At 56.3% G+C, this 23,024-nt stretch carries 17 protein-coding genes; 11 read left to right on the top strand and 6 right to left on the bottom strand.

All coding sequences use genetic code 11. The features are described from left to right. The first annotated feature begins 7 nt into the window (after window positions 1-7). Together H8B14_RS01105 and H8B14_RS01100 are read left to right on the top strand one after the other, a co-directional pair. Window positions 8-622 carry an SMI1/KNR4 family protein gene (locus tag H8B14_RS01105; RefSeq protein ID WP_187313789.1) on the top strand — a complete coding sequence of 205 codons (615 nt, stop codon included), beginning with the start codon at window positions 8-10 and terminating at the stop codon, window positions 620-622. Between the two features lie 22 nt (window positions 623-644). Next, entirely contained in the window at window positions 645-1,091 is a 447-nt protein-coding gene (locus H8B14_RS01100; RefSeq protein ID WP_187313788.1) for a 3-oxoacyl-ACP synthase, read from the top strand. Window positions 1,092-1,166: 75 nt separating this feature from the next. On the opposite strand, the gene H8B14_RS01095 is transcribed toward H8B14_RS01100, so the two are convergent. Then, entirely contained in the window at window positions 1,167-1,646 is a 480-nt protein-coding gene (locus H8B14_RS01095; RefSeq protein WP_187313787.1) for a hypothetical protein, read from the bottom strand. 286 nt (window positions 1,647-1,932) lie between these two features. Here H8B14_RS01095 and H8B14_RS01090 point away from each other — a divergent pair, with 286 nt between their 5' ends. The 4 genes from H8B14_RS01090 (at window position 1,933) to H8B14_RS01075 (ending at window position 5,273) form a co-directional block, all read left to right on the top strand. After that, window positions 1,933-3,105 carry a 1-deoxy-D-xylulose-5-phosphate reductoisomerase gene (locus H8B14_RS01090; protein WP_187313786.1) on the top strand — a complete coding sequence of 391 codons (1,173 nt, stop codon included), beginning with the start codon at window positions 1,933-1,935 and terminating at the stop codon, window positions 3,103-3,105. Window positions 3,106-3,111: 6 nt separating this feature from the next. Further along, on the top strand, window positions 3,112-3,225 hold the full coding sequence (locus tag H8B14_RS21395; RefSeq protein ID WP_187313785.1) for a twin-arginine translocation signal domain-containing protein: 114 nt from the start codon (window positions 3,112-3,114) through the stop codon (window positions 3,223-3,225). Between the two features lie 14 nt (window positions 3,226-3,239). After that, on the top strand, window positions 3,240-4,586 hold the full coding sequence (rseP, locus tag H8B14_RS01080) for an RIP metalloprotease RseP (RefSeq protein WP_315984788.1): 1,347 nt from the start codon (window positions 3,240-3,242) through the stop codon (window positions 4,584-4,586). Between the two features lie 180 nt (window positions 4,587-4,766). Beyond that, on the top strand, window positions 4,767-5,273 hold the full coding sequence (locus H8B14_RS01075; RefSeq protein ID WP_187313784.1) for a cupin domain-containing protein: 507 nt from the start codon (window positions 4,767-4,769) through the stop codon (window positions 5,271-5,273). Between the two features lie 141 nt (window positions 5,274-5,414). On the opposite strand, the gene H8B14_RS01070 is transcribed toward H8B14_RS01075, so the two are convergent. Continuing rightward, the gene (locus tag H8B14_RS01070) at window positions 5,415-7,151 is read right to left on the bottom strand and encodes a glucose-6-phosphate isomerase (protein WP_187313783.1); all 1,737 of its coding nucleotides are present in this window, start codon (window positions 7,149-7,151) and stop codon (window positions 5,415-5,417) included. A 225-nt stretch (window positions 7,152-7,376) separates the two neighbouring features. On the opposite strand from H8B14_RS01070, the gene H8B14_RS01065 reads away from it, so the two are divergent. Beyond that, complete coding sequence (locus H8B14_RS01065; protein WP_187313782.1) at window positions 7,377-7,877, top strand: DUF6702 family protein; 501 nt, start codon at window positions 7,377-7,379, stop codon at window positions 7,875-7,877. Between the two features lie 180 nt (window positions 7,878-8,057). Here the strand turns inward: H8B14_RS01065 and H8B14_RS01060 are convergent, their stop codons facing one another. Further along, entirely contained in the window at window positions 8,058-10,043 is a 1,986-nt protein-coding gene (locus H8B14_RS01060; RefSeq protein WP_187313781.1) for an OmpA family protein, read from the bottom strand. 262 nt (window positions 10,044-10,305) lie between these two features. Between H8B14_RS01060 and lon the strand changes: the two genes are divergently transcribed. From lon to H8B14_RS01040, 4 genes are all read left to right on the top strand, one after another. Further along, window positions 10,306-12,807, top strand: coding sequence for an endopeptidase La (gene lon / locus H8B14_RS01055; RefSeq protein ID WP_261989840.1), 2,502 nt, complete (start codon window positions 10,306-10,308; stop codon window positions 12,805-12,807). A gap of 257 nt (window positions 12,808-13,064) precedes the next feature. Continuing rightward, window positions 13,065-14,132, top strand: a complete 1,068-nt coding sequence (gene porQ / locus H8B14_RS01050; protein ID WP_187313780.1) for a type IX secretion system protein PorQ — start codon at window positions 13,065-13,067, stop codon at window positions 14,130-14,132. A gap of 109 nt (window positions 14,133-14,241) precedes the next feature. Continuing rightward, window positions 14,242-15,651: an ATP-dependent protease ATPase subunit HslU gene (hslU, locus tag H8B14_RS01045; RefSeq protein ID WP_187313779.1), complete on the top strand. Its 1,410-nt coding sequence runs from the start codon at window positions 14,242-14,244 to the stop codon at window positions 15,649-15,651. Between the two features lie 134 nt (window positions 15,652-15,785). Further along, window positions 15,786-16,520: an SDR family NAD(P)-dependent oxidoreductase gene (locus tag H8B14_RS01040; protein ID WP_187313778.1), complete on the top strand. Its 735-nt coding sequence runs from the start codon at window positions 15,786-15,788 to the stop codon at window positions 16,518-16,520. 82 nt (window positions 16,521-16,602) lie between these two features. Here H8B14_RS01040 and H8B14_RS01035 read toward each other — a convergent pair whose 3' ends face one another. The 3 genes from H8B14_RS01035 to H8B14_RS01025 all read right to left on the bottom strand — a co-directional run bounded on the left by H8B14_RS01035 (window position 16,603) and on the right by H8B14_RS01025 (window position 23,015). After that, entirely contained in the window at window positions 16,603-17,964 is a 1,362-nt protein-coding gene (locus H8B14_RS01035) for a RagB/SusD family nutrient uptake outer membrane protein (protein ID WP_187313777.1), read from the bottom strand. 27 nt (window positions 17,965-17,991) lie between these two features. Next, on the bottom strand, window positions 17,992-21,090 hold the full coding sequence (locus H8B14_RS01030; RefSeq protein WP_187313776.1) for a SusC/RagA family TonB-linked outer membrane protein: 3,099 nt from the start codon (window positions 21,088-21,090) through the stop codon (window positions 17,992-17,994). A gap of 269 nt (window positions 21,091-21,359) precedes the next feature. Further along, on the bottom strand, window positions 21,360-23,015 hold the full coding sequence (locus H8B14_RS01025) for a RagB/SusD family nutrient uptake outer membrane protein (protein ID WP_187313775.1): 1,656 nt from the start codon (window positions 23,013-23,015) through the stop codon (window positions 21,360-21,362). Window positions 23,016-23,024: the final 9 nt, after the last annotated feature.

The following is a 23,024-nucleotide window of genomic DNA, read 5'->3' as shown; positions in this document are numbered from 1 at the left end:
TAAAAACATGGATCTAACGATACCTGCTGAGTGGCTGGAACTGCTCAAGCAAATCAGCCAGGAAATCCTTTCCGACCCAGATTTTATCGATGGCAACTTGGCCGAGATGGTGACGCCTGCGCAACGACAGGCCGGCTGGCTGGGAGCCATAGGTGCTTCAGAAGCAGAGTTGCGAGAGTTGGAGCAACGGTTGCAAGTCAGTTTGCCACCATCTTACCGGCTGTTCTTGCAGGCATCCAATGGGTTCGGGCCTTTGGATTATTTCATCTGGCGACTACGGCCTACTCAGGAGGTAGATTGGTTGGTGAACACCGATGCTGATCTGGTGACTCTATGGGAGCGAGGCGTTGAATTAATCCCAAGTATACCCGACGAAGATTACTTCCGCTATGACGACAGTCAAATAGACGGACAGGTACGAAGAGAATATTTTCGGGGGCTGCTCATGATTTCAGACTGGGGCGACGCCGGGTTTTTGGCTTTGAATCCGGCCGTGCAGCACGACGGCGAATGGGAGGCTTGGCATTTTGCCAACTGGATGCCTGGCGCTAACCGGTACCGCACGTTTGCTGAGTTGATGGCAGCTACCTTTAAAAATTACAAAGGGTTGAAACAGGACTGATAGCGGATTTCGAATAGATACTATGATCAAACCTCAACTCCACGCCCTCTGCCTGGCCTACGTGCAGGAGCGCATTGATGCCTGCCAGGCCGCTATCCAAGCGGCGCAGGAGTCGGCCAACTCCGAAACCAAGAGCAGCGCCGGCGACAAATATGAAACCGGCCGCGCTATGGCCCAGAACGAGCGAGACCGGAACACCGTGCAGCTGCGGCAGGCCCAGCAGCTCCAAGGCGAGCTGCAGCGCATCCACCCCGAATTGCCCTGCGACACCGTGCGGCCTGGGGCGCTGGTGCACACCAGCATGGGCGTATTCTACCTCGGCATCAGCGCCGGCAAGCTCACGGTTGAGGGACAGGACTACTTTGCCGTATCGGCTGCCGCGCCGGTGGCGGCGGCACTGGCCGGCAAGCGGGCCAGGGAGTCAGCCGTGTTCAACGGCAAGCATGTGAAGGTGGAAGCGGTAGAGTAGATCAAGCAGAAACAGACCGTCATACTTCGCTCCGCTTTGCATGACGGTCTGTTTCTGTAGGAGGTGCTGATCCGCCTACAGCCGCGGCAGCAAGCCGCCTAGGCCTCGGATGTTGAGGCGCACAAAGTTGCGGACCCGCTCGAACTTGGTGGCGGTTTCTTCCAGTTCCTCGTCCTTGTCCATGCGGCTGGGGCGGTGCGTGTCGAGCAGGGTGAAGATGGTGGCGGCCATGTCCATATAGCCCAGGATCATTAGATACAGCAGTTTTTTGTCGTCTTCCGGGTAACTTTTCTGGCGTACAGCCTTTGCCAAGCTGTCGAGCTGGTTGGTTTCATCCACGAACAGGTCGCGCAGAACGGCGCGCTGGTGCTGGTAGTCGAGGAGCTGCTGCGGCTCCAGAGCGGCGGCCGAAAATGGGAATTCGTGGGCAAAAGCCGTGGCGGCCCGAAAGTCCTTTTCGGCGGCGTACACGGTGCTCAGGTGCTTTTGCAGGCTAACCCACAGACCCGTACGGGCTTTATCGAAGGCGGCGGAAGCGGCGGCAGGATCAGTCACGATAGAAGTAACAAAGGGCTGAAAAGCCAAAGTACGCGGTTTTCAAGGCGGCAGGCCAGGGTTGTGGTTTGTTAGGCGTCATCTGGAAGCACTGTACCGTCATGCTGAGCTTGCCGAAGCATCTCTACTGCCTCACTGTTGTATAATTTCAACAACGCAGCGGTAGAGATGCTTCGGCAAGCTCAGCATGACGGTCTGGTAAAAGCGTAGCCCGCCGCCTGCACGGGCTGCCGCTAACTGTGCAGCCTTGCACTACCTTTGCTTACCCTAGTATCTCGATTCTCCTATGCCCTCTGAATTCCCCAAACGCGTCAGCCTGCTGGGCTCCACCGGCTCCATTGGCACCCAGGCCCTCGACGTGGTGCGTGCCCAACCCGGCCGGTTTACTGTCGCGGCCCTGTCGGCGCAGTCCAACGCCGAGCTACTGGTGCAGCAGGCCCGCGAGTTTCGGCCCGCCGCCGTGGTCATCGGCGACGAAAGCAAGTACCAGCAGGTGCGCGCCGCGTTGGCGGCGCAGCCCGAAACCGAGGTGCTGGCCGGAGCCTCCGCCCTTACCGGAATAGCTGCCCACCCCGATACTGATGTGGTGCTGACGGCCATGGTCGGCTACGCCGGATTGCTGCCCACGGTGGCCGCCATCCAAGCTGGCAAAGACATTGCGCTGGCCAACAAGGAAACGCTGGTAGTGGCCGGCCAGCTCATCACCGGGCTGGTGCAGGAGCACGGCGTGCGCCTGCTGCCCGTCGATTCCGAGCATTCGGCCATTTTCCAGTGTCTGGTGGGAGAGGAGCAGAACCCCATCGAGAAAATCATCCTTACGGCTTCGGGCGGGCCGTTCCGGGGCCGCAGCCGCGAGCAGCTGGCTCAGGTTACGAAGGCGCAGGCCCTCAAGCACCCCAACTGGGACATGGGCGCCAAAATCACCATCGATTCGGCTTCGCTTATGAACAAAGGCCTAGAGGTGATGGAGGCCAAATGGCTGTTCGGGCTGCGCAACGACCAGATTGAGGTGGTGGTGCACCCGCAAAGTATCGTCCATTCGCTGGTGCAGTTCGAGGATGGCTCCCTGAAGGCCCAATTGGGGCTGCCCGATATGAAGCTGCCCATTCAGTACGCGCTGGGCTACCCGCAGCGGCTGGCCAATACGTTTCCACGCTTCAATTTCCTGGATTACCCGCAGCTCACCTTTGAGCAGGCTGACACCACTGCCTTCCGCAACCTGGCCCTGGCTTTCGAGGCCATGGAGCGCGGCGGCAATGCGCCCTGCGTGCTCAACGCCGCCAATGAGGTAGCGGTAGCCGCATTTCTGCGCGATGAAGTCGGTTTTCTGGAAATGTCGGATGTAGTGGCCGAGTGCCTAGGCCGGGTTTCGTACCTTGCCAATCCGTCGCTGGACGACTATGTGCTTACTGACAAGGAGGCACGCCGGGTTGCCCAGGAGTATTTGGTACGAAAGTAGGGCAGTATGCTGAGCCCGCCATTTAGCCGGCGGCACTTCATAACCAACACTTTTCTCATTGATTCAGCCGTTGCTGTGGCAGCAATGGCAGGCGGGAATGTTCTCGCTTCTACTACTTAAACTGTTCTGTACCGTTGGAAATTCTCATCATGGCCGGGCAAATGCTGCTGGGCCTTTCCATTCTGGTTGGCTTGCACGAGTTCGGACACTTCGCAACCGCCAAATACTTTAAAATTCGGGTCGATAAGTTTTACATTTTCTTCGACTTCCTGTTTCCGCTGCCGAACGTGCTCAACTTCGCGCTGCTGAAGAAAAAAATCGGCGAAACGGAGTACGGTATCGGTTGGTTTCCGCTGGGCGGCTACGTGGCCATCCACGGTATGATCGACGAAACCCAGGACGCCGACAGCCTTGCTGCCGAGCCCCAGCCCAACGAGTTCCGGGCCAAGCCAGCCTGGCAGCGCCTGATTGTGATGCTCGGTGGCATCATCATGAACGTCATTACGGGCATCATCATCTTCTCGCTGCTCACCTACAGCCAGGGCGACCGGTATCTGCCGGCTTCGGAGGTGCGCTACGGTATTCTGCCCAGCAAGCTCGGCGAGGAAATGGGCTTCCGCTCCGGCGACAAAATCGTGAAAATCAACGGCCGCCCGTTCACGGAGTTCAACGACGTGTACAGCCCCGACGTGATGATGGGCTCCAACTCGTTTTATACCGTGGAGCGCCAGGGCCAGCTGATTGATGTGCCCATTCCGGCCAACTTCCTGGACCGCCTCTCCGAGCAGGGGCCGGAGCGGTTTGTGATGCCGCGCAACCCGTTTGCCGTGGACCGGGTGAATTCCGGTAGCCCTGCCGCCAAAGGCGGCCTGCTCCCCAACGACCGGATTGTGCAGCTCGACAACAAAAAGGTGGAGTTTTTTCCGGAGTTTCAGCAGGATTTGCTGGCCCGTGCCGGCAAGCCCGTGAAGCTGACTGTGGAGCGCGCCGGCGTCCTGAAAACGCTGGACATCACCGTAGACGAGGAAGGCCACCTGGGCTTCTTCCCCAAGTCGCTGCTCAAGGAATCGGTGCGCACGTATTCGTTCGGCGAGTCGGTGCCGGTGGGTACCAAAAAGGCCTTTGGCGTCATCACCAACCAGATTACGGCGTTCGGCAAGATCTTCAAGGGCGAAGCTTCCTTCCGCAAGTCGGTGGGTGGTCCTTGGGAAATTGCCCAGCAGTACGGCCCCACCTGGGACTGGGTGTGGTTCTGGACCATGACCGGTATGCTGTCTATGGTGCTGGCCTTCATGAACCTGCTGCCCATCCCGGCCCTCGACGGCGGCCACGTGGTGTTCCTGCTCTACGAAATGGTAGCCGGCCGCAAGCCCTCCGACAAGTTCATGGAGAATTCGCAAAAGGTGGGCATGATGCTGTTGCTCACGCTCATGGCCTTTGTGCTCATCATCAACCCAATTCTCAAGAAAATCGGGATTTAAGTTGCCGCTGAACTACTGGCTCACAGCTGAGCTATATGCTGCTATTCAGATAGAAGCAGTATGGCAGCTCGAGTGACGCTGGAAAACGCCTGACGATAGTTTGTATTTGTACAGACTGTTGTCAGGCGTTTTGCTTTCTTGCTGAAATTCCCGCTACCATTCCCAGTTTTCCTTTTCTTGATGAGCACCCTCGAAGAGCAAAAAACGCAGCTGTTTCAGCACACCGAGCAGAAATTAGTGCAGCAAGGCTTTACCATCAACAAGAAAGACCAGGCCCGGCCGTGGGGCGGCTTCTTTGTGATTGACGAAGACCAGGCCCAGCATTTTGCCGATGCTTATTTTGACAGCCTTTCGGTGGATACATTGCGCATTTCCGGTAGGCTCAGCCCAAAGGTGCTGCTGGTAGAACCCGGCAAGCGCCTCTCGTGGCAGTACCACCACCGCCGCGCCGAAATCTGGCGCGTAGTGGAAGGGCCGGTGGGCGTGGTGACGAGCAATACCGATGACGAAGGCGAGTTGAATACTTACCAGCCCGGCGAAACCATAACGTTGCGCCAGGGCGAGCGGCACCGCCTCGTGGGCCTGGACTGCTGGGGCGTGCTGGCTGAAATCTGGCAGCATACGGATGTCACGCAGCCCTCCGACGAAGACGATATCGTGCGCGTACAGGACGACTTCGGCCGCTAGAATCACGGATTAGCACGGATTTTAGCGGATTGCACGGATTTTGTGAATAGTATCAACGCACTGCTTTGCATTTGAGTTAAACAGAAAGAGGCTTGCCAACCGGCAAGCCTCTTTCTGTTTCGGGTAATGGCGAACTTCGCGTTACTCGGCCGTCAGGGCCGTGCGCAGGTTCTGTAGCAACTTGGCTACTCCGGCCTCTTCGCCGGCTTGGCCGAGGTGCACGCGCAGCGTGCGGCGGTTGTAATCGTGGAGGGCCTGCAGGTCGCCGGCGGCCTGAGCGTTCTGGAACGTGCCGAACGTGTAGGGGCGGCCGGGCAGGGCCAGGTCCTGCTTGTGGTCGGTGGTGATTTGCAGGAACAGGCCGGTGTCGGGGCCGCCTTTGTGGTACTGGCCGGTGGAGTGCAGGAAACGCGGCCCGTAGCCGGCTGCCGTGGCAATATGTTTGCGCTGCTGCACCAAAGCCCGCAGCTCATCCAGTTCGGCGTTCAAGGCCGGCGTTTCCATCAGGTAGGCCTGAATGCAGAGGTAGTCGCCGGCTTGGGCCTGATTGAAGAAGGCGCGTAATACGTCGGGGGCAGTGGCGCCGGCTACGCTGGTGTAGTAGGCCAAGCCATCCTGTTCCAATGTGGGGGCGCTGGTTTGGGGAAGAGCGCCTTTTTCCACTACCACTTTCATCAGTTGGTCGGTGGCGGTTTTGGCGGCTTGCACGTTGGGCTGATCGAAGGGGTTGAGTTGCAGCACGGCGCTGGCTACGGCCGTTGCCACTTCCCAGCGGAAGAACTCCTGGCCTAAATCCAGCGCATCATGGAGCAGAATGGTGATGACCGGATGGCCCGCAGCCTGCAGTGCGGCTACTTTCTGGCGGTTTTCGGCGTCGGGCTGGCCTTTGTAGCCCACGTACACGAACACCCGATCCTGGCCGTACACCTCGGGGCTGCTGAGCGGGTCGCCGGCCAGCGGCAGGATGCCTTTGCCTTCCTTGCCGGTGCTTTCAGCCACCAGCTGCTCTAGCCACAAGCCAAAGTCGGAGAGGCCAGCGGGCACCACCAGCGTGAGCTTGTCGCGGCCCTGCTGCGCCAGTACGCCCAGCGCCACGCCCAGCTCCAGGCCAGGGTTGTCGGCTACGTCGCCCGCGGAGCCGCTGGCTTGCATCATGCCAATGGCGCGCTCCAGCAGCGTTTTGATGTCAATGCCGTACAGTGCGGCTGGTACCAAACCGAAATAGGAGAGAGCCGAGAACCGGCCGCCCACTTCGCTGAAATTCAGGAAAATGCGGCGGTAGCCTTCGTTGGTGGCTTGGGTTACGAACTTGGAGCCGGGGTCGGTGATGGCTACGAAGTTTTCGCCGGCCTTATCGCCTTTCAGCTCTTTGAGGCGAGCGTAGAAGTAGTCGCCGAAAGCCAGCGGCTCGGCCGTGGTGCCCGATTTGCTGGCTACCACAAACAGCGTTTCAGTTAATGGCACAGCGGCTTCGATTTCGCGCACCGAGCCGGGGTTGGTGGTGTCCAGCACCGACAGCGGCAGGCCGTCGGCGCTTTGCTCAAAGGCCTGCTTGAACACGATGGGCGTCATGGTGCTGCCGCCCATGCCCATCACCACTACGTGCTTGAAGCCGGCGGCTTTCACTTCCTGCGCAAATTCCTGAATTTCGGCTACCCGCGGCAGCATGGTTTCGGCTACGCGCAGCCAGCCCATGAAACTGCGCAGGCTCTGCTGGGCCTCGGCGTCCTGCACCCATAGGTCGGCCTGCTTCTGCCAGAAACCGGCCGTGAAGTTTTTGGCGCTGAATTCCTGCAGCTTGCTGTCGACGGCGGCCTGGTAAGCGCCAAGCTGCATGGTCATGGCCGGAATAGAAGAAGAAGTGGTGTCGTGAGCCATATCGGGTCAGTTGGAGTGTTGCGAGAATAGGACGTGTTGCGGTAGTGCCTGCTGATAATTGTAGGGCGCCGCCGCGCAGTGTCCGCCGCAAAGGTAGAGAAGCCCATTACTTTTGCAGCCGCAGCCTGCGAAATGCGTCTGGTGCAGGCGCTACGGCTTCCTGCCCGCACCCTACTTACCGCGGCACGATTATCGCCTCGGCGGGTGTTACTTTCTCAACTCCGTATGATGTTTCGTAAGCTTCTGTTGTTTTCCGCGCTGCTGCTGGCCTCGCTCACGGTGTGGGCCCATACCTACCACGCCAGTATTCTGGATGTGCGCTACAACCCAGCCAAGCAGCAGCTGGAAGTGGCCCTGAAAGTCTTCACCGACGACTTTGAAAAGGCCCTGTCGGTGGGCCAGCCCACGCCCATCAACCTCGACCAGACGTCCAAGCCGCTGGTGCAGCAGCTAACGGTGGCACTGCTGCGCAAGTCGCTGGTATTTGGCGCCCGGCCCGGTGAAACGCTGCCGCTGCAGCTGCTGGGCTTGCAAAAGGAGCGCGACGCCCACTGGCTGTACTTCACGCTGAAGGCTGCCCGGCCACTCACCGGCTTTACGCTGCGCAATACGCTGCTGCTCGATCAGTTCCCCGACCAAATGAATATTGTGAACCTGGAAGCCGGCGGCAAAAAGCAAAGCCAGCTGTTCCGCGACGGCGAGGAAACCCAGAAATTCAGCTGGTAAGCTCGCTGTCATTGCGAGGACGAAGGCCGTGGCAATCCTTCCTCTCCATGCTCTAAACTACCCTTAACAGAAAGACCTCCGGCAGTAGGTTAGCAGCCTATAGCCGGAGGGCTTGTCTGCTAGGGTTGATTAACTCTCTGAGAGGAAGGATTGCTTTGTCCTTCGTCCTCGCAATGACAGCTATTTCCAGTCCGCGCCGCCATCAGCCGGCTTCTTATCGTCGCCGTCGGGCCTGATGAGGCGGAACTCCACGCGGCGGTTAGTTTTGGCGTCTTCGTCGGTGATTTCCTCTTTCAGCGGCTTGGTAGAGCCGTAGCCGAAACTGTCGATGCGGTTGGGTTTGAGCTTGCCCTTCTGCTCGATGTAGCGCCGGATGGATTCGGCGCGCTCCTGCGAGAGCCGCTCGTTGAAGTCCGGGTCGCCCTTAGAGTCGGTGTGGCCCGTGATACTGAGGCGGAACGTGGGGTGGTCGACCATAAATAGCGCAATCCGGTCCAGGATGGGCTGCATGGAAGTCCGGATGTGCGACTTGTCCTGGTCGAACTCAATATTCTGGAAAATCAGCGGCAGGCCGTAGTCAATCGAGTTGGTCATGAGCTTCATCACTGTGTCGCCTTTCAGCTCAAACTTCTTTTCCAGACTGAAGAAATCGGGGCTCTGAATGATCATCACGTAGTGCGAGCCATCAATCAGGTCGAAGTCAAACGAGCCGTCGGGCCGCAGGTATTTAGCCGCCACCTCAATACCGTTGTCGGTGTCCACAATCGTAACGATGCCACCCAGCGGCTTGCGGCTCACGGAATCCATGAGCATCCCCTCCACGTGCGTAGTGGCCAGCGGCTGCGCCTCCATCGGCAGCGGGAAGGAGAAGAGGTCCAGGTTTTTCATCTCCTTTTCCTCAGAGCGGGCATAATACAGGTTCTTCGACTCGCTGTCGATGGTGAAGTAGTACTCCGAGCCCTTGCCGTTCACGAGCGGACCGATGTTTTTGGGTTCCTGCCAGCGGCCCTGCGTGCGGTACGTTTTGTAGATGTCGAAGTCGCCGTAGTTGAGCAGTTGCCCGCGCGAGCTGAAGTACAGCACGTTGTAGAGCGGGTGGAAAAAGGGACTAACCTCGCTTTCGCGCGTGTTTACCACTGGGCCCATGTTCATGGCTTTGGCCCACTGCCCGTTCTTGGTTTTATAGGTGTACCAGATGTCCGACAGCCCGAAGCCGCCGAGCCGGTCGGAGGCGAAATACAGCGTGTCCTCGCCGCGCGAAAGGGTGGGCTGCGAGTCCCAGGCGCCGGAATTCACCTGCGTGCCCAGGCTTTTGGGCACGCTCCATTGCCCGTTCTGGAACGTCGACGTGAATAGGTCGCAGTTGCCGTGGCAGCTGGGGCATTCGCACCGCGCGAAATAAATGGTTTTGCCGTCTTTGGTGAAGCAGGCCGAGCCTTCGTTGTAGGGCGAGTTGATGGGCTTGGGCAGCGGCTCGGCGTCGGTCCACATTTCGCCATCCTTGCGCGACACGTACAAATCCTCGTCAATCACCTGCTTGATGCCGCCGCGCACCTTGCGCTTCGACGAAAACAGGAGCATGCTGGCATCGGGGTTCAGGGTAGGGCCATAGTCTTCCACCGCGGAGTTTACGGCGTCGCCCATGGTGGTGAGCACGCCCTTGGGTGGGCGGAAAGCCACGATATTCTTGCGGTATTCCACCAATTCATAGTACACCTTCAGCGGCACGTAGAAATCGGCCGTTTTCTGCTCCAGTGAGTCGTAGTAGAGCTGGATTTTCTGCACGTCCTGGCGGTGGTGCTTGAGGGCCAAGCGGTAGTAGGCTTTGGCGCGCTCTTGGTCGCCTTCCTTTTCCCAGAGCTGGGCCATGCGCCACAGCATCGGGGTGTTCTTGTAGAAATTCTCGATGCCGAACTTGCCCACGTACTCGCCCAGCAATACGCGCGCTTGGCGCCATTGCTTGCGCTTTTCAGCTTTCTGAATGGCTTTCAGCTCCTTTTTATTTTCGTAGAAAGCCAGCCGATTGATGTTCGGAAACGTGGGGTTGAGGTCGGGGCGGGCCCGCGCTACGCGGGTGCGGGCATTGATGATCTTCTGGCTCTGTGAAACTAGGGGCAGCCCAACCAGCCACAGCAGCAATAAAAAACAGCGAAACGAGCGGGACATAGCAGGATAAGGCACCGGAGCCGGCCGGGGGCGGCGCGGGACGTCAAAAATAGGAATTTTCAGGTATACCCCACTATGCGCCGACGGGTCTGCCGGAGTGGCCGGACCGGGTGCCAGCGCGGCGCACACAATGGGCCCAAGGCGTGGTGGCACGGCGCTTGTCAAACCCGTATATTCGGTAGCAGGCGTGCTGCAGCCTGGGCTAATGGCCCTGGTGCTGTCATTCTGGCACCGTCTACCGCTTTTGCTTTGATTCGCGTATATGCCTTCTCTTCCTGCTGCCTTCTCCTCGCCTTTCCTGCTGATGACCGACGACTCTTCTGATATCGTATCCATTGTGGCTGCCGACCCCGACCAGCCGCTCAACGGCCAGGAGTCACCTGAAACCCTGCCGCTGCTACCGGTACGCAATACCGTGCTGTTTCCGGGGGTGGTGCTGCCCGTCACCGTCACACGCAAGAAGAGTATCCGGCTGGTTCGCAAAGCCTACCGGGGCAACAAAATTATCGGGGTAGTAGCGCAGAAAAACAACCAGCACGACGACCCCACGCTGGTCGACCTATACCAGGTGGGCACCATGGCCAAGATTCTGAAGCTGCTGGTGCTGCCCGACGGCAACACTACCATCATCATCCAGGGTCAGTCGCGCTTTCAGATTGAGGAGGAACTACAAAGCACACCTTACCTCACGGCCCGCGTCAGCTACGCCCCGGAAATATTCCCCGATAAGACTTCCAAGGAAGTGAAGGCGCTGGTGGCATCCTTGAAAGACGCGGCCGCCAAGATGCTCAAGCTCAACCCCGAGATTCCGCAGGAAGCCCAGGTGGCCCTCGACAACATCGAGTCACCGTCGTTTCTGACGCATTTTCTTAGTTCCAACATAAATGTGGAAGTGGGGCAGAAGCAAAAGCTGCTGGAAATCAACGACGGCGTGGAGCGCGGCACCATGCTGCTGGAACTGATGCTCAAGGAAATCCAGCATCTGGAAATCAAGCACGAAATCCATACCAAGGTTCATACCGACATCGACCAGCAGCAGCGCGACTATTTCCTGCGCCAGCAAATCAAGGTGCTGCAGGACGAGTTGGGCGGCGGCGACAGCCCGGACCAGGAGCTGGACAAGTTCCGGCAGCGGGCCAAGCTCAAGCAGTGGCCGGAATCGGTGGCCAAGCACTTTGCCAAGGAACTGGACAAGCTGGGCCGCGTGAACCCGCAGGCTGCTGAGTATCCGCTGAGTGTGAACTACGTGGAGTTTCTGCTGGATCTGCCGTGGGCCGAGCAAACCAAGGATAACTTCAATCTGAAGCGCACCAAGAAAATTCTCGATGCCGACCACTACGGCATGGAAAAGGTGAAGGAGCGCATCATTGAGTATCTGGCGGTGCTTAAGCTGAAGCAGGACCTGAAAGCCCCGATTCTGTGCCTCTATGGCCCGCCCGGCGTGGGCAAAACCAGCCTCGGCCGCTCCATTGCCAAGGCGCTGGGCCGCAAATACGTGCGCATGAGCCTCGGCGGCGTCCGCGACGAAGCCGAAATCCGGGGGCACCGCAAGACCTATGTGGGCGCCATGCCTGGCCGTATTATCGCCCAGATCAAGAAAGCCGGTGCGTCCAACCCCGTGATTGTGCTCGACGAAATCGACAAGCTGGCCTCCGACTTCCGCGGAGATCCCAGCTCGGCGCTGCTAGAAGTGCTGGACCCCGAGCAGAACTCCACCTTCACCGACAACTACCTGGAGGTGGAGTACGACCTGAGCCGGGTGCTGTTCATTGCTACGGCTAACTCGCTGGAAACCATTCAGCCCGCCCTGCGTGACCGAATGGAAATCATCGACCTGACGGGCTACACGCTGGAGGAGAAAACCCAGATTGCCAAAAAACACCTCTGGCCCAAACTCCTCACCGACCACGGCCTCAGCACCAAAGATGTAGCCATCACCACGCCCGCTCTTTCGCGCGTGATAGACGACTACACCCGTGAAAGTGGCGTGCGCAGCTTGGAGCGCAAGCTGGGTGCCGTGGTACGCAACATTGCCAAGAGCAAGGCTATGAAGGAGGACTTTCCGGCGGCGCTGGAGCCTAAAGATATTACCCGCATCCTCGGCTCGGCTACCTTCGACCGGGACCTGTACCAGGACAACGAAACGGCCGGCGTGGTAACGGGCCTGGCCTGGACCAGCGTGGGCGGCGACATTCTGTTTATTGAGAGTTTGTTGAGCCGGGGCCGCGGCAAGCTCACGCTGTCGGGCCAGCTTGGCGACGTGATGAAGGAATCGGCCATTACGGCGCTCAGCTACCTGCGCAGCCGCGCCGACGAGCTAGGCATCGACTACCGCCTTTTCGACCAGTACGACCTGCATATTCACTTCCCCGAAGGCGCCGTCCCTAAAGACGGGCCCAGCGCCGGTATTGCAATCTTCACCAGCATTGCCTCGGTGTTCACGCAGCGCAAAATCCGGAGCCACCTGGCTATGACCGGCGAAATCACGCTACGCGGGAAGGTGCTGCCGGTAGGCGGCATCAAGGAGAAGATTCTGGCCGCCAAGCGCGCTGGTATCCGCGACATTATCCTGTGCCAGAAAAACCGCAAGGACATCGAGGAAATTCCCGCCGAATACGTCAAGGACCTCACCATCCATTACGCTGACCGGGTAGACGACGTGCTGCGGGTAGCCCTGCTGGATGAACTGGTGTCGCACCCAATGCCGCTGGTCGTGCGCGATGAAGCGCCGGTAGCACCCGCGCACAGTGTAGAAGTGCAGTAGGCGGCGCGTGTCTCCAGGGCGGGTTCAGTCTGGGCTGTCATGCAGCGCGCAACGAAGCCTCTCGCGTGCTGAGGTTGCAGTAGTAATCCTGCGTCAGCATGCAGGATGCTTCGTTGCGCGCTGCATGACGTTCTGGTAGCTCGTCACTTGTAGGGTTGGCCGCTACTGAACTTCGGTCTGCAAGCATGCAATAAATGCGCTGTTTCGGCCGTCTTACCTCCTGCAACTACCTGCCAAACACCGTATCTTGGTACCCGATGATTGGACTGCTACACCGCCGTATTCTAGTGCCCATATCCGTTGCCCTGGGGCTGGGTGCTTCTCCTGCTGTAGCCCAGATTGGGGGGCAGCAGGCCTTCTCATTTCTGAATTTGCCGCCGGGCGCTAAAACGGCCGCACTGGGCGGCGTCAACGTATCCGTGCGCGACGCTGATCCTACCATGCTGCTCAGCAACCCCGCGCTGCTGAACGCCGAAATGGATGGCCGCCTGGCGCTGTCGTTTGTCGACTATGTGGCCGATATCAAGCAAAGCACCGTAGCATATGCCTTCAAGCCCAAGGCTGCGGATGCTATGCGGCGGCTGGGTGTCAGCCTGAGCTACCTCAGCTATGGCGAATTTAACCAGTATGATGCAGCCGGCAATTTGCTGGGGCAGTTTTCGGTGAACGAGTACGCGGCCGGCCTCACCTACGCCTATGTGCAGGGCCCTTTCACGCTGGCTGGCACCGGCAAGCTGGCCGTATCGGGCATTAGCGGCAACCACTCGGTGGGGCTGCTGGCCGATGTAGGCGCCGTGTTCAAGCATCCCGAGCAGGAGTTCACCGTGGGGCTAGCCGTGAAAAATGCCGGCTACCAGCTCAAGCCCTACGTCGGGGCCGGCCGTGAGCCAATGCCGCTGGACGTACAACTCGGTGCCAGCATTAAGCCCGAGCACATGCCTTTGCGGTTCTCCATCACGGCCCACAATCTGCAGCGCCTCGACATCGTGTACCTCGACCCCAACCAGCGCGGCCAGCTAGATGAGAACGGCGAGGAAATCAAGCGGAAGAAGACGCTCGGCGACAAGATAGCACGCCACTTTGCGGTAGGAGGGGAGTTGATGCTGGGCAAGAGCCTGAACGTACGCCTTGGCTACAACCACCTGCAGCGCCGCGAGCTGCGCCTGGAAAACGCGGCGGGCGGAGCGGGTATTTCCTTTGGCGTGATGCTGCGCATCAGTCAGTTTCAGCTTGATTACACCCGCGCCGGTTTGCACGCCAGCGGCGCCGCCAACTACTTCACCGTCGCCCGCAACCTCAACACGCTGTTCGTCAAAACCCAATAGCTTCCCGGTTATTGCAGCGGGCAGCAAGGCTGGAAAGCCGTTGTTTGCGCTACTTACAATTCCGGCAAAGCGGCGGTACTCCCGCTACGTTTATTTCCCGACCCCTTTTATGCTCGATTCCCAGACCTTCCTTACCCCGTCGCAGATAGTTGCCGAACTGGATAAGTACATCATCGGCCAGCACGAGGCCAAGCGCCACGTGGCCATTGCACTGCGCAACCGCTGGCGCCGCCTGCATGCCCCGCTGGACATGCAGCGCGAAATCGTGCCCAACAACATCCTCATGATTGGCTCGACGGGCGTGGGCAAAACCGAAATTGCCCGCCGCCTGGCCGCCATTGCTGATGCACCTTTCACCAAAGTGGAGGCCAGCAAATTCACGGAAGTCGGCTACGTCGGCCGCGACGTGGAAAGCATGGTGCGCGACTTAGTGGAGCAGTCAGTGAACCAGGTAAAGCAGCGGCGCAAAGAAGAAGTGAAAGTACAAGCGGCGCAGGCCGTCGAAGACCTGATTCTGGATGCTCTGATTCCGTCAGTGAGTGGCGGCAGCAGCAAGTCGTCGGTTGGCTTCGGCGGCAGCCAGGATGGTAGCGCCTTACCCGAGTCAGACTACGAACTGAACGAGCGTACCCGTGACAAGTTCCGCGAGAAAATCCGCAGTGGGGAGCTGGATGAGCGCAAAATTGACATCAAGGTGCAGCAGGGCAGTGCCCCCGGCATTGGCGTGCTGGGTGGCGCCCCGGGGCTAGATGAGGCCTCAATGGCAGGCCTGCAGGATATGCTGGGCTCGATGATGCCCAAGAAAACCCGTAAGCGCAAAGTCACGATTGCCGAGGCCCGCAAAATTCTGCTCGACGAGGAAGCCGCCAAGCTGATTGACATGGACGAGGTGAAGGACGAAGCCATCCGCAACGCCGAAAACGCTGGTATCATCTTCATCGACGAAATTGACAAGGTAGCCAGTCGCAGCGGTAAAGGTGGCGGCGGCCCCGACGTAAGCCGCGAAGGTGTGCAGCGCGACCTGCTGCCCATCGTGGAAGGCTCGGCCGTGAGCACCAAATACGGCATCATCAACACCGACCACATCCTGTTCATTGCTGCCGGTGCCTTCCACGTCGCCAAGCCTTCCGACCTGATTCCGGAGCTGCAGGGCCGGTTTCCGATTCGCGTGGAACTACAAAGCCTCACCAAAAACGACTTCTTCCGGATTCTGAAAGACCCTAAGAACGCGCTTACCAAGCAATACGAAGCCTTGTTGCAGGCCGAAGATGTCGTATTGACCTTTGAAGACCAGGCGTTAGAGCAGCTAGCCGAAATTGCTTTCAACGTCAACGCCGAAGTGGAAAATATCGGGGCCCGCCGCTTGCATACGGTGATGAGCCGCCTCCTCAACGACATTCTGTTTGATGTGCCGGATCGTATCGGCGCCAACGCCCGTATCCTTATTACGCGCGACTTGGTGAACGAGCGGCTTCAGGATATGGTCGGCAACCGTGACCTGAGTCAGTATATTCTCTGATATCACCCATAGGTTATCTATCAGGCATGATAAAAGCTGAAGAAGAAATTATGCTAAAAACGAAAAGAAGCGGCTGCCAGCCGCTTCTTTTCGTTTAAGGTCCAGTCTCACCACTCACCTGTCCTCCTTCTGATATGCACTACTACATAATTACCGGGGCTAGCCGTGGCCTGGGTAAGGCACTTGCAGAACACCTGTTGCAACAACCCGATACTCATGTTCTGGGTGTGTCGCGTCATGCTACTATCCAGCACGACCGGTACCAGCACCAGCCACTAGACTTGTCGGATATGCTGGCCGTGCAAAACAACTTACTCAAAGTATTTCCGCCCCGTCCGGACGCTGCCAGTATTACGCTCATCAACAATGCCGGTGTGCTGGGAGAAGTAGGTTACGCAGGGGAGTTACCCAATGAACACTTTGAATTCGTGTTTGATGTGAACGTCATTGCACCAGCTATGCTTATGAATACCTTCCTACGCGTCTATCAGCCCTATATTGGAACATCGCGCTTTGTTCTCAACATTAGTAGTGGAGCTGCTCAGCGCCCTGTAGATGGCTGGGGGGCCTACTGCGCCTCAAAAGCCGCTCTGGATGCCTTGTCAGTTGTAGCCCAGAAAGAACAGGACCTGCGCGGAACCGGTATATATATCCGAAGTCTTGCCCCAGGCATCTTAGATACAGCCATGCAAGAGCATATTCGTTCGTCTGATACTCGTGATTTCAGCGAAATCGAACGATTTAGAGCATTCAGTCAGGATGGCCAGTTGGTACAACCATCTGATGCAGCTGAAAGAATAAGTAAATGGCTTAGACAGTCACGGCAGCCCAACGAGGAAGTGGTAGTGCGTATTTCTGATTTGCAATGATAGGTAATCAGTTACTTCAGTGTAATGAAATAAAAAAGTCCCTGACCATTGGTCAGGGACTTTTTTCGCTAGTTAGGCAAGCCTAGTTGTAGCCTGGATTCTGGGTGATGTTAGGGTTGTTTACTGTTTCGCGGAATGGAATTGGCAGCAACAGGCGGTTAACATCTGTGATGCCAAGCACCGTTTGTGCCCGACCAGTGCGGATCAGGTCGAACCAACGATGTCCTTCTAGGGCTAGTTCTGCGCGCCGGTCACGCTCAATCTGGTCGAGAATCTGTGCTTGAGTGCTAGTGGCTGGCGTTAAGCCGGCGCGTGTCCGAATCCGGTTCAGCGCCAGAAGAGCACCGGGCAGATCATTCTGCCGAGCTTTTGCCTCAGCACTGATCAGAATTATCTCCGCTAACCGGATGGCTTTGAAATTGTCAGTGCCAGTGCCTGGGTCCACATACTTCACTTGGTTGCCAGTCGGAACTACCCGGCCATTTAATGTAAATGCGCCATTGGAGACGGTAGCATCCCTACGCTGGTCACCGGTTTCGTACGCAGTGGGCAGCGTGGAGCCCGGGCCAGTTGGGCTCATTTCATTACGGCCGCCATTGGCTGTCGGCAGCATGAAAAAGGCGTAAGAGCTTTGTGACTGCGCGTCAAACTGTACCTCGAAAATCGACTCAGCAGGATTTTCGGAAGCTACAGCCGTACGGTAGCTCGGGTTGAGCGTAAAGCCGCCGGCTAATACAAGATCAGCAAGTCGAGAAGCCTCCGCGTACTGCTGACGGTAAAGAGCAATGCGGGCTTTCAGGGCAGTTGCAGCCAAACGCGTAGCGCGGGCAGGCCCCCCCGTAGTAGGAAGCACTGCTTCCGCCTCTGTTAGGTCAGTTACCATCTGGTCGTAAACGGCAGCTCGTGGGCTACGCGCTACAAACAGCGAGTTATCTGGTGTAGTTGTAGGAGTTATTACCAAGGGAACATCCCCCCAATAGTTCACCAAATAAAAGTACGACAGCGCCCGCACAAACTGAGCCTCACCCATAATTTGGGCTTTTACCGCATCAGTAGTACCGGTTACAGCAGGTGTGTAAGCTACAACATTGTTGGCGCGGTTAATGGTCGAGTACAATGAAGTCCACATTGCCGTGACCTCAGTATTATCCGGAAGGATAGCTCGGTTTTTGAGTTGAGCAAACGACGGGAAAGTGCCAATGTGAGCTAGGTTATCAGCCAGCAGATCGGCAAAAATGGGCACTCGTAGACCAGCGTGGTTAACACTTAATAGGTTGCCGTAGGTACCGTTTAGGGCAGCACGAGCGCCTTCCAAGTCAGTGAACACCTGCGTACGGTCCACAGAGTTACGTGGCTCTGGAGTCAGGAAGTCAGAGCAGCTGCTTGCGCCCAGACTTAGCAGACCCAGAACTGCCAGCGTAGAAAATTTAGAACGAATATTCATGAAAGTGAAGCTGTTGCGAAGTGGAAATTACAGGCCGATGTTAACGCCTACCTGATATACCCGAGCCTGTGGGAACGTTAAGAAGTCAGTGCCCAACGATGTGTTAGAACCGCTGAACGTATTTACTTCCGGCTCCAAACCTGAGTACTTGGTGAATGTAAGCAGGTTCTGACCAGCTACGTAGATACGAGCTGATTGCAGGCGGAGTGGCGTAATCCAGGTAGTAGGCAAGTTATAGCCTAACGTAGCCGTTTTCAGGCGCAGATACGAGCCATCCTCCAACCAACGGTCTGAAGTACGACGGTTGTTGTTTGGGTCACCAGCAGCAGCACGTGGCATTGTGGTGCTGGGGTTTGTTGGCGTCCAGCGGTCCAGAGTTGAACTCAACTGACCAAACTGGCCATTCATGCCCTCAGCGAAAGCACGGGTGTTGTTATAGATCTTATTGCCTTTCGTGAACTGCAGGAAGAAGCTCAGATCAAAGCCTTTGAAAGCCAAGGTGTTGGTTATGCCGCCAAAGAATTTAGGCTGTGCAGATCCAATGATCTTCTGATCCAACGCCGTGATTATACCGTCGCCATTCAAATCAACGAAGCGAATATCACCTGGGCGGGGCGTAGTTGCTGCGCTTGTGCCCTGGTAAAGAATAGTGGGGTTGCCAGTGGCTGCCCGGGCATTCGCAATGTCCGTAGTAATTTCTTCCTGGGTTTGATAGATACGATCTACCACGTAGCCATAGAAGCTGCCCAATGGCTGCCCTACTTCCACCCGGCTGGCGAAGCCTGCCAAGAATGGTGCATTGTTTACTAGACGAGTAACCTCGTTGCGAATTACCGATACGTTTAAGTTTGTCGACCAGCTAAACGATTCATTTTGTACGTTCTGCGTGGTCAGGTCAAACTCAAGGCCTTTGTTTTCCAAGTCACCAATGTTCTGGGTTACAGTGCCGAAACCAGAAGTAAGTGGTAGCTGGCGGTTAAGCAGCAAGTCATTGGCTTTACGCTTGAAAGCATTGGCAGATATCAGGAAGCGGTTATCCAGCAAGCCTAAATCAGCACCGACAGTTACTTCCGCACTCTGTTCCCAGCCCAAGTCGCTTACGCCCAACTGAGTAGGCGCAAAGCCTGCTACTGCATTGTAGTTGGCCAAGTTAGCGGCACCTACCCCAAACAGGTTACGGGAAGCGAAGTTGCCAATTTCGAAGTTGCCTACTACACCGTAGCCGCCACGAAGCTTCAATTCACTGATCACAGAATTGTCCTTTAGGAAGGCTTCCTCCGAAACGCGCCAGCCTACCGAAGCAGCAGGGAAGTATCCATACTTGTTTTCGGTACCGAAGCGTGATGAACCGTCCCGACGCAACGATCCAGAGAAAATATATTTCCCTTTGTAGTTGTAGTTCAGACGACCGAAGTAGGAGAGCAGTGTCCACAGCGTCTCATCCGACGAAGCATCGGTTTTCACCGAGCCAGCCGAGAGCTGCGTAATTTTGTTGGTGGCGAAGCCGGATACCGACGTAATGATACCTTGCTGTACTGAGCGCTGTGCACTCTGACCCAACAGTAAAGTCAGTGAGTGGTCGCCCAACTGCTTGTCGTAGGTCAGGGTGTTTTCGTTAATCCAGCCAATATCATAGCGGCTGTTGGCATTGCCACTACCATTGCTACCTACCCCTTGCAGAGCAGTGCTCGGAATGAAGACATCTTCCTTCAGGTTGAGATAATCGCCGCCAATGGACGAGCGGAGACGAAGGCCTTTCGCCAGCTGGTAATCACCGTAAAGCGAACCAATAACGCGGTTGTTGCGTGCCAGGAAAGTGGGAAGCGTAGCAGCGGCAACCGGATTTTCAACTGAGTTGAAAGGGTCGCGGCCGAAGGTGCCATCGGGGTTCCGTACCGGAAATTGCGAGCCCAGCAAGAGTGCTGTGCTTAGAACACCATAAATGTTGTTGTCGTTGTTGATACGGTTGCTAAGCGAGCGGCTGCCGGTTAGGCTCAAGCCCACTTTGAACTTATCCGATAGTTGGTGGTCGAGGTTGAAGCGGCCACTGCCCCGGTTGTAGCCTGAGCCAAGAATAATGCCTTCCTGATCGAAGTAAGTACCCGAAATCAGGAAGCGCGTCTTAGAGTCACCGCCGGATGCAGACAGTGTATAATTCTGAATACGAGCATCCCGGAAAATTTCGTCCTGCCAATTGGTGCTAGCACCTGTAAAGAGTTGCTGGGAAGCAGGGTTTGGGTTGGCCGTTACGTAACGAGGCGTCAGGCCTACGTTGGTGCGCGCCTCGTTGATCAGATCTTGCGCTTGCTGACCATCGAGTACATCGAGACGGTTCCAGGTCTGCTGTACGCCAGCATAGGCATCCAGAGTAATTTTGGTTTTACCACTCTGGCCACGCTTGGTGGTTACAAGTACTACACCATTGGCACCACGCGAGCCGTAAATAGCTGCAGCAGAGGCATCTTTTAGAATTTCAATGGAAGCAATATCATTTGGGTTGATATCAGCTAACGCATTCAGCTGCTGGTTACCTACACCAACGTTGGAATAGTTGCCGCTATTTACTGGTACCCCATCCACTACATACAGCGGGTCGCTGCTTGCTGAAATAGAGTTATTGCCACGAATACGTACGCTGATGCCACCGCCGGGCGTACCCGAGTTGGTAGTTACCTGCACGCCCGATGCACGGCCTTGTAGCACTTGCTCAACGCTGGCTACTGGCTGGCTTTGAAACTGCTTCGCATCTACTTGCGAGACAGCACCCGTAACCAAGGTTTTAGACTGTTCACCATAGCCTACTACTACTACTTCGCTCAGGGCTTTGGTATCAGTAGCAAGGCCAATATTTACTTGGTCTTCTGTGCCAATTGGGCGTTCAATGCTAATGTAACCAACAGAGCTGACAACCAGTGTAGCGCCGGAGGGTACATTGCTTAGGGAATAAGTGCCGTCAGAATTGGTCGAAACACCATTGGTGGTGCCTTTTACCAATACGGTCACACCAGGCAAACCGTCGCCGGTCTGACGGTCGGTAACCCGGCCGGACAGGCTTCGGTTCTGAGCCGCTACCTCTTGAAAAGCGGAGGCCATGAGCAAAGTGCCCACGAGTAAGGTTTTTTGCATGAGGAGTGTGGGTAAGAAAAGAACTTAGTTTTGAAAAGAAGCCAACAGAGCAGCAAGATAATTGTATTCCTGCTATTTGAACTTCCAATTTACAACAGGATTGTCAATTCCAAAACGAACATTCAAAACGAATAGCAGTTTTTTGCCTTCTATATACACCTTGCTGACAGACTACTATGAATTCACAATAGGCAGAAAAAGACCGGCCCGGACTTTTTAGTCCGGGCCGGTCTTTTTCTGCCTATTGTTATTAGACGTTGCTAACAATCCTAATAACCAGGATTTTGCTGTGCAGCCAACGTAGGATTGTTGGCTATTTCAATGGACGGAATAGGCCACAGAAAACGGAAGTCACTGTACGGAATTGGGGCAACGGTGCCCGTAAGTGACGGGGCGGGATTTGTTGGAGTAGGGCAGCGGTAGTTGGCAATTACTGTTTGTGCAGCGCTCAGCTTACGCGGAATACCGTTAGTTGTAAATACTGGATCTACAGCCAGTCGGTGTATATCATCCCAACGGAAGCCCTCTGCTACGAATTCAATGCGGCGTTCATTGAGTATCGCACGCGTCAACTCATTGCCAACTGGCACATTATTGTTGGCAGCCGTGTATTGCTCGCTTGCTGTAGTTACAGCACGGTTGCGTACAGCATTCAGTAGGACTAATGCGCGGGCAGAATTGTTTTGGCGTGCTTCTGCTTCTGCTTGGTTTAGCAGTACTTCAGCGTACCGAATGATGGGAGCAAAGTCAGTGTTGTTTGCTGCATCCTTGTATTTGAAAGTGAAGTACCGCGTGGCAGTGGGCTGTAGCAACTGTGTGCGACGTAGATCAGAACAGGACCAAGCAGACAAATTGAACAGATTAGGGCTGACAGCAATCAGGCCACGACCTTGAATACCTGCCGGATTCTGTGCCGTCGTGTTTGGTGAGCCAAACATAGATGGCAAGGCACCGTTTACCCCTGGGTTGTCGTCTGCGCTATTTTCAATGGAGAATACATTCTCATTGGTAACAGTAGTCCCACCAGGAAAGGCACCAGCAGGGGTCGCATTCAGCGAATATCCACCGATTGCGCTAGTAAAGGGAGCATTAGCAGAAATAAGCTTATTGCCTTCACGTACCGCAGCAGCCCAGTTGCCTTGGTGCAGGTAGAGGCGCTGCTTGAGCGCAATGGCTGCAGCACGCGTAGCACGCGTTACTCGTAGGTTGCCAGCACGGGTAACAGGAAGATTGGTTTCAGCGAAATCCAAGTCTTCAATCATTTTAGTGTATATCTCCGCCACCGTGTTACGACCCTGCGTGCGTGCCTGGTCTACTTTTGCTGCCGTATTGATAGCGAAGTCACGGTACGGGACACCTAATTGACTGCCGTTGCCGTCCGCGAAGGGCCGAGCGAAATTTAGTAGCAGTTCATGGTAGGCTAATGCCCGAAGAAAGCGGCCTTCTCCTTCGAAAGCTAACGCGTCTACAGAAGTCAGGGTGCCACGCGTACCGGCACCACGTACTCCTTCAATAACCACGTTTGCTTGGTTGATCAGCGCGTACAGCGTCGACCACATATTCACTACGTTAGGACTAGAGGGGGTGATGGTATTGTTGTAGACAATACCAAAAAAGCCAGCCAAATCCGTGACGTCTTCGCCACGCATATCTCCTAACTCATTAGCAGCTGCTCCAAATGGGTATCCACGTACAGCAATAGCAGTACCGTTCAACGGATCGTAGAAGCCCGATTGTGCAGCATCGTACATACCAGCCACTGAAATATTGGCTTTTGCGGCATCTTCGAAAGCTAACTCTTCGGCTAAGGAGTCCTGCGGTTGCAAATCAGTAACATCGCAAGCACCTAGTCCTACCGACAAGAAAGTTGTTAGGGCTAACAAACGCACTGCCCGTGGGGCAAATGCAAAGAATTTAGTAGTCATTCTGAAGTG

Source organism: Hymenobacter puniceus, from assembly GCF_014333525.1.
Taxonomy (GTDB): domain Bacteria; phylum Bacteroidota; class Bacteroidia; order Cytophagales; family Hymenobacteraceae; genus Hymenobacter.
Note: the sequence above shows the minus strand (reverse complement) of the source record. Positions and strands in the feature narration are given on the sequence as shown.

Coding starts and splice junctions, on each gene's coding strand:
- H8B14_RS01075 (WP_187313784.1), top strand. CDS start 4,767: ATGAGCACCCTCGAAGAGCAAAAAACGCAGCTGTTTCAGCACACCGAG.
- hslU (WP_187313779.1), top strand. CDS start 14,242: ATGCTCGATTCCCAGACCTTCCTTACCCCGTCGCAGATAGTTGCCGAA.
- H8B14_RS01060 (WP_187313781.1), bottom strand. CDS start 10,043: ATGTCCCGCTCGTTTCGCTGTTTTTTATTGCTGCTGTGGCTGGTTGGG.
- H8B14_RS01040 (WP_187313778.1), top strand. CDS start 15,786: ATGCACTACTACATAATTACCGGGGCTAGCCGTGGCCTGGGTAAGGCA.
- porQ (WP_187313780.1), top strand. CDS start 13,065: ATGATTGGACTGCTACACCGCCGTATTCTAGTGCCCATATCCGTTGCC.
- H8B14_RS01070 (WP_187313783.1), bottom strand. CDS start 7,151: ATGGCTCACGACACCACTTCTTCTTCTATTCCGGCCATGACCATGCAG.
- H8B14_RS01035 (WP_187313777.1), bottom strand. CDS start 17,964: ATGAATATTCGTTCTAAATTTTCTACGCTGGCAGTTCTGGGTCTGCTA.
- lon (WP_261989840.1), top strand. CDS start 10,306: ATGCCTTCTCTTCCTGCTGCCTTCTCCTCGCCTTTCCTGCTGATGACC.
- H8B14_RS01105 (WP_187313789.1), top strand. CDS start 8: ATGGATCTAACGATACCTGCTGAGTGGCTGGAACTGCTCAAGCAAATC.
- H8B14_RS21395 (WP_187313785.1), top strand. CDS start 3,112: ATGCTGAGCCCGCCATTTAGCCGGCGGCACTTCATAACCAACACTTTT.
- H8B14_RS01025 (WP_187313775.1), bottom strand. CDS start 23,015: ATGACTACTAAATTCTTTGCATTTGCCCCACGGGCAGTGCGTTTGTTA.
- H8B14_RS01100 (WP_187313788.1), top strand. CDS start 645: ATGATCAAACCTCAACTCCACGCCCTCTGCCTGGCCTACGTGCAGGAG.
- H8B14_RS01030 (WP_187313776.1), bottom strand. CDS start 21,090: ATGCAAAAAACCTTACTCGTGGGCACTTTGCTCATGGCCTCCGCTTTT.
- H8B14_RS01065 (WP_187313782.1), top strand. CDS start 7,377: ATGATGTTTCGTAAGCTTCTGTTGTTTTCCGCGCTGCTGCTGGCCTCG.
- H8B14_RS01090 (WP_187313786.1), top strand. CDS start 1,933: ATGCCCTCTGAATTCCCCAAACGCGTCAGCCTGCTGGGCTCCACCGGC.